This window comes from Lysinibacillus sp. BPa_S21 (genome assembly GCF_023337795.1).
GTDB lineage: Bacteria > Bacillota > Bacilli > Bacillales_A > Planococcaceae > Lysinibacillus.
This window is the reverse complement of record NZ_JALIRS010000010.1, coordinates 175,352-181,594: the sequence shown is the minus strand read 5'-3', so window position 1 is coordinate 181,594 and position 6,243 is coordinate 175,352. Positions and strand designations below refer to the sequence as shown.

General features: G+C 37.0%; 7 protein-coding genes. 2 read left to right on the top strand and 5 right to left on the bottom strand.

From position 1 onward, the window contains the following. The first annotated feature begins 295 nt into the window (after positions 1-295). On the top strand, positions 296-952 hold the full coding sequence (locus MOK21_RS18545; protein WP_249075435.1) for a hypothetical protein: 657 nt from the start codon (positions 296-298) through the stop codon (positions 950-952). Between the two features lie 240 nt (positions 953-1,192). Here MOK21_RS18545 and MOK21_RS18540 read toward each other — a convergent pair whose 3' ends face one another. Then, complete coding sequence (locus MOK21_RS18540) at positions 1,193-1,867, bottom strand: KinB-signaling pathway activation protein (protein ID WP_249075434.1); 675 nt, start codon at positions 1,865-1,867, stop codon at positions 1,193-1,195. A 152-nt stretch (positions 1,868-2,019) separates the two neighbouring features. Here MOK21_RS18540 and gerD point away from each other — a divergent pair, with 152 nt between their 5' ends. Further along, complete coding sequence (gerD, locus tag MOK21_RS18535) at positions 2,020-2,619, top strand: spore germination lipoprotein GerD (RefSeq protein ID WP_249075433.1); 600 nt, start codon at positions 2,020-2,022, stop codon at positions 2,617-2,619. A gap of 44 nt (positions 2,620-2,663) precedes the next feature. Here the strand turns inward: gerD and MOK21_RS18530 are convergent, their stop codons facing one another. From MOK21_RS18530 to rpsI, 4 genes are all read right to left on the bottom strand, one after another. Beyond that, positions 2,664-3,719: a P-loop NTPase gene (locus tag MOK21_RS18530; RefSeq protein WP_249075432.1), complete on the bottom strand. Its 1,056-nt coding sequence runs from the start codon at positions 3,717-3,719 to the stop codon at positions 2,664-2,666. Between the two features lie 71 nt (positions 3,720-3,790). Then, the gene (locus tag MOK21_RS18525) at positions 3,791-4,504 is read right to left on the bottom strand and encodes an N-acetylmuramoyl-L-alanine amidase (RefSeq protein WP_249075431.1); all 714 of its coding nucleotides are present in this window, start codon (positions 4,502-4,504) and stop codon (positions 3,791-3,793) included. A gap of 179 nt (positions 4,505-4,683) precedes the next feature. Further along, positions 4,684-5,634 (bottom strand): DUF4822 domain-containing protein, encoded by a 951-nt coding sequence (locus MOK21_RS18520; protein ID WP_249075430.1) that lies wholly within the window; start codon positions 5,632-5,634, stop codon positions 4,684-4,686. A gap of 200 nt (positions 5,635-5,834) precedes the next feature. Further along, positions 5,835-6,227: a 30S ribosomal protein S9 gene (rpsI, locus tag MOK21_RS18515; protein WP_004233744.1), complete on the bottom strand. Its 393-nt coding sequence runs from the start codon at positions 6,225-6,227 to the stop codon at positions 5,835-5,837. Between the last annotated feature and the right edge of the window lie 16 nt (positions 6,228-6,243).

Sequence of the window (6,243 nt, the reverse complement as noted above, 5' to 3'; positions counted from 1 at the left end):
AGCCAGGATCAAACTCTCCATAAAAAGAAATTTGATTAGCTCAAATTGTTTTGCTGGCATCATGTTTGATGTCCAAAATTTTGTTTTGTTCACCAACTCAAGGTTAGCTACTAAAAACTTTATTGATTACGTTTTGCTTGTTCAGTTTTCAAGGTTCATTTTTTTAATTTACTGTGTCACCTCTTGGCGACTTATACATAATAACATCGATTGTTCATGAAAGTCAACACTAAATCATAAGTTTTTTTAAGGACTTTATTTTTTCGTTTAAAAACATAGAAACGAGGTTGTTATAATGGTTCGCAAAACGTTGATTTCACTGATTTTCATCGTAATACTGTTTGTCTTTATAAAACCTATAAATTCTACTATGATTTCTGTATTTAACATTGCCGATGCTCCAGCAGTTGTGACAAAAGGACACTATGGTACATCACTTATTGTCGAAATTTCTTTCTCTGATGAAGCCTTGTTGGACTGGCTTAAAACTGTAAAAGAACCTTATCCGCTTCTATTGCTAGATGCAGCATGGATTGAACGTTCACCTGATCACCTGAAAGTAATTCAAGAGCGAAAACTACCTACAGGACTATTAGGGTCTGAGGATTCAGTGGATAAACCAATTGATCTTGCCGTCGTTCAAAAAGATATAAAAATTTACGAAAAGCATTTTCAAGAAATACCACTTTGGTTTGCAACACGAAATCACCAGTATTCGCAGGATTTACAAAACAACTTATTTCAACAGCAGATAAATATACTTTCTCCCTCTCTAATCTGGAAAGGTGAGAAGACACCTAAATTACAAAAGGGAGATTTTGTGTTTATGACTTTACACCAAAATAACAAAATCTCGATTAAAGAGATGAGTACATTTCTACAACAAAATAAATTTATGTCGATTGAGGAAAATATATTCGGCTATAAAGTTCAAACTAAAAAATCACCGTAAAAAAGAAGTTGCCTCCAACGTGTTACAGAGGCAACTTCTTTTTATCAATTATGCCTCGGCATAATTGCGTCCGGAAACGGCTTTGTGCTTGCACAAAGTACTCCTTTCCGATTCCGTGACATCCGCCGGAGGCTTTAACTTCTTTTAGCGGATGTTTGAACACCCGCTGAAAAGTAACTTAAATCCGCATTCATCTCACACTATAGAGGTGGGATTCTTTTGCTAAAAGAAGTTAAATTATTATGCGTTTTTAGCTTGTTCACGACGAGCTTTGCGACGTGCTTCTAATCTTTGACGATCTTCTTCGGATTTTGCATTATATTTTGGTAATACTAATAATTGATAAGCATTTACAGCGAGTAGTGGGAATAGTAATAGTGCAACATACTCGTTAATGTTTTCATCGCGACCCATTAATGCAATTGTCCATTCTAGCGAAGTAACAACAATCATAAAAAATAATGCCGAAATGAAAACATGTTTTTTTCCTGTTAATTTTACTTTTTGAATAGCCGTTACTATTGCACTGAATATTAATGAAATTAACAAAACACTATAGAATACCCAACTTTGACCATCTTTTACACCTGGAATAAATCGGAAAAATATAATATCGAAAATAGTAATAGCAATTAATACTAGCTGTACCCAATTCCATAATGTAAGTGTTCTAAAAATATTAACCCCCACTTGATGGATTGTTAAATAAGCAAAAAAGCCCGCTTGTGCAATAACACTCATTGTAAACCCTAAGAAAACCATCCATAAAAGCCCAGCCAAAAATTCACCCCAGTGACCGTTTGTTATATATGGTTGGAAGAAATCCCATCGAATAAATAAACTGCAAATTCCGTTGACTGCGCCACCAACGAGCATTGCAAAGAAGAAAAACTTTGCCCAATTTCGTATCGTCACAACTAAAAGTCCCCCAATTTCTTATGTATATCTGTACTTATTTTAACAATGCATTGTTAAAAAAGCTATTTCTCATCCTAACCAATACATAAAGTCATCATAAATGTGAACAATAATTGAAAGAGTCTATCTATAGAAAGGACTGATTATTGATGCGAAAAATCTTCTTACTACTAATTCTAATGGTGTTTCTTTCTGCCTGTTCACAAGAAAAAGCTTCTACCATGTCCTATGAAGAAATAAAAAAAATAATGATCGACTCTTTACAAACTGAGGATGGTAAAAAGGCGTTGCGAAAGCTTTTAGAGGACCCAAGTTTCCGTGAATTATTAGTTTTGGAACATGATGAAGTGAAAAAGGCTACTGAGGCTACCTTGCTTTCCAAAGAAGCAGAAGACTTTTGGAAGAAAACTTTTGAAGATCCAAAATTTAAGGAAACCATTGCTAAAAGTATGCAAAAGCAACAACAGGATATTATGAAGGAATTAATAAAAGACCCCACTTTCCAAAAAGATATGGAGGCTTTCTTTGGTCAACCAGATATGCAAAAGCAATTAGAGACTATTCTAAAATCCTCCAATATGAGAAAACAAATGGAGGAAGTCGTCAAGGAGACGATTGAAAGTCCGCTTATGCAAACGAAATGGCAGGAGCTTATTAAGAAGAGCGGTGGCGAGACAGGTAAGGCTGGCGGTGGTAAAAAAGAAGCTGGCGGTGGTGAGACAGGTAATGAGCAAAAAGGTACTCAGTAATGTAAAAACGGATTTCCTCCATTGTTTGAGGAAATCCGTTTTCATTATTTATTCAATTTACTGATGATTTTCGTCGCGATGTCTAAATATGTTTGTCCTGTTGTGTGTTTTTCAGCATAAACAGAAGGTGCAAAATCTTCTTCTGACCAGTCAGGTTGACCAAGAGGAATTTGTCCAAGTAGTTCTGTACGTAGCTCTTCCGCTAACTTAGGTCCTCCACCTTGACCGAATACGAATTCACGGTCACCTGATTTCGATTCATACCATGCCATGTTTTCAATAACACCTAAAATTTCATGATCTGTTTGTAAAGCCATTGCACCTGCACGAGCAGCAACGAACGCTGCCGTTGGGTGTGGTGTTGTTACGACAATTTCTTTAGATGAAGGAAGCATTTGGTGAATATCCAATGCAACGTCACCTGTACCTGGTGGTAAATCCAATAGTAGATAGTCTAACTCGCCCCATTCTACATCACGGAAGAACTGATCTAACACTTTACCTAGCATTGGTCCACGCCATACAATCGGTGCGTTATTTTCAACAAAGAAGCCCATTGAAATCATCTTTACTCCTAAACGATCCACAGGGAAAATTCGATTGTCTACCACTTTAGGCATATCAGTAACACCCATCATATCAGGCACACTGAACCCATAAATATCAGCATCAACCAAGCCAACTTTTTTGCCAAGGCGAGCTAATGCAACAGCTAAGTTAACCGATACTGTAGATTTCCCTACACCGCCTTTTCCAGAGGCAATTGAAATAACTTGTACTGTGCTCAATGGCGATAAAATATCTTGTGCCTCAGCCTCAGTTGCTACGCCACGGAAGCTCTGTAGCTTTTCTGCTGACAGCTCTTCGAAACGAATACCAACTGTATTTGCACCGGCTTCTTTCAAAACTTCAACAATTTTCATTTGTAGCTGTAATTGTTCAGGTGTATTTGTTTTAGCAATCGCAATTTTTACACTGACATGATTCTTCTCTTCTTTTATCGCTACGTTTGTAATACCGTCTGTTTCTGCAAATGATTTATGTAAAAATGGATCTTGTAGTTGTCCCAGTATTTCTCGTACTTGTTGTTCAGTTATCACGACGAACACTCCCCTTATATTATCTCAATGTTAGTATATCATAATGAGTTGATTTACGTTGTGTTGTTGCTCTATTCAATTTTAGCTAATAAATACTCTTCTATACCTTCAACAATGGCGTCTCCCATTTTTTCTTGGTATTTCTTATCAGTTAAAAGTGCGCGTTCCTCATCATTACTTATAAACCCTGTTTCTACTAGTGCAGCAGGTACCTCAGCTTTTTTCAGTAAATATATTTGTTTTATAGACATTGCTTCCCTGTCAGTATTTTTCAAATTAGTGCGAATGGAATCTTGAATGCTCTTTGCTAAAAATTCACTTTCAGCATGTCCTTCTTGATGATAGAACACCTGTGCCCCACGCCATTTTGTTTCAGGAATGGCATTTGCATGAATGGTAATAAAAATATCCGGTTTTTCTTTTTCTACAATGTCTTTTCTTAAAAAGATATCCTGCTTTTTGCGCTCTCTCAATGTTCCAAACTTTTCTGATGACGCATGTTCATCGATAACGTCTCCATCTTTTGTACGCGTCATCACGACTTTTGCGCCTTTTTTCTTCAATTGCTTCTCCACATGCTGGGCAATTGCAAGTGTAATATCCTTTTCAATTACTTCACCCTTAGAAGCCCCTCCATCCTGACCTCCGTGCCCCGCATCAATGACAATTTTTATGCCACCAAGTGGGTCCGGTAAGAAGAAGTTTCGGTTCGAAGCATTCGTTTCATATGCCACGACCACTATACTCATTAGCATAATTACTCCTAGTGCAAGCCAGCGCTTCACCCATATCCACCACCCTTTTACATTTAGTGTACGAAGTTAGTGATTAAACTATGCCAGAAAGTAAAAAAAACTCTCACTTTACACCTCGACATAATTGTGTTCGAGACTGTAACTTCTCTCAGTAGCTGCGAGAATTACAAGTGAGAGCCCTAAAAGATATTCCTATGGCATTGATCCATTTATTTGAGTGTAAATTCTGGTTTAAACTTACCCGTATAAGGTTCATGCTCAACGAATATTGGTATGTCCTTACCATCTTTATCTTTACCAGTTCTTATATACGTGAATTTCTTATTATTTAACTCAGTAATTTCGAGCACAGCCCCATATTTATTTTCGCCAATAGAAACATGAGCTCTTAATTTATTTCCATCGATCACATTGAAGTAACCATAGTCACCGCGGCTTTTACCTGTTTCAGGACTGAAAAATTCATATCTATTCGTATTAGCATCATATTTTGCAATGCTAATAAAATTTGTATTATATTTTGTTACATCATTTTTGTTGATATCTAATACAACTGTCCCTTGCCACAGCGTATCAGCTAAAATATTATCTCCATCTATGTCCTTAACAATAGAGCCTGTAGAATGATTTAAAGTTTTATCTGGTGCTGTAAATGTTAGGTGTCTTTCCTTATAAGGAGTATGCTCAACGAATACTTCTACATCGTGACCGTTTGCATCTTTCCCCATCCGTTTATAAGTGAACCTTGCATTCGTTAGCTTAGTAATATCCACAATTTCTTGGTAATTTTTCGTTTCTGAGATCAATATTCTACGCTTTCCGTCATTTGTAATAAAGAAAATTCCTTTATCGTCGAGGCTTCCAGCTGTATTTGGATCGAAGAATTCATAGCGACCTGAATCAGCGTCATATTTCGCAAGACCAAGTAAATTTGAATTTTCTGCAGTTAAATCTTTATTATTTTTATCGTAAACTTTTGTGGCTTGCCAGTCTGTACTACTAAGAATTTTGGCATTCGCTTGACCGTCTGTTATTTCTACCTGTCTTTGAGCTGCCGTATTTCCTGTTCTTACTTCCTCGGTTTTTTTCACGTCAGTTTTATTTTGACATGCACCAAGAAGTGCCATTGCTGCAACTGATAATATTAATAGCTTTTTCATCTATTGACCTCCATTTTCAGAATAAACAACCTAAAAATAGTATCAGCCATTTCTATCTAAAATACACATCTCAATGGCTATTAATATTCCAGACAAAACTGTGCTCGTAAGTTTAAAGAACCAAAGCGCAGCATTTTCCACAAAAAAACCCTTTCTCGAAAATTCGAGAAAGGGTTTGAAACGTTGATATAACAACGATATTAACGTTTTGAGAACTGAGGTGCACGACGAGCGCCGCGTAGACCTGGTTTTTTACGTTCTTTCATGCGTGAATCACGAGTAAGTAATCCAGCAGATTTTAATGCAGCACGGAAATCAGGGTCTACTTGAAGTAGAGCACGAGCGATACCGTGACGTACTGCTCCAGCTTGACCAGTGTATCCACCACCGTTAACGTTTACGTGGATATCGTAGCTTCCTGTAGTTTCAGTAGCTACTAATGGTTGCTTAATTACTTCACGTAATGCAGCGAATGGTACGTATTCTTCGATTTCACGTTTGTTGATAACAATTTTACCTGTACCTGGTACTAAACGTACACGAGCTACAGAGCTTTTACGGCGACCAGTGCCGATGTATTGAACTTGTGCCAAAGTAATATCCTCCTCT

Bases quoted from the DNA above. Each gene is read 5' to 3' on its own strand.
- MOK21_RS18545 (WP_249075435.1), top strand. From the start codon at position 296: ATGGTTCGCAAAACGTTGATTTCACTGATTTTCATCGTAATACTGTTT.
- gerD (WP_249075433.1), top strand. From the start codon at position 2,020: ATGCGAAAAATCTTCTTACTACTAATTCTAATGGTGTTTCTTTCTGCC.
- MOK21_RS18520 (WP_249075430.1), bottom strand. From the start codon at position 5,634: ATGAAAAAGCTATTAATATTATCAGTTGCAGCAATGGCACTTCTTGGT.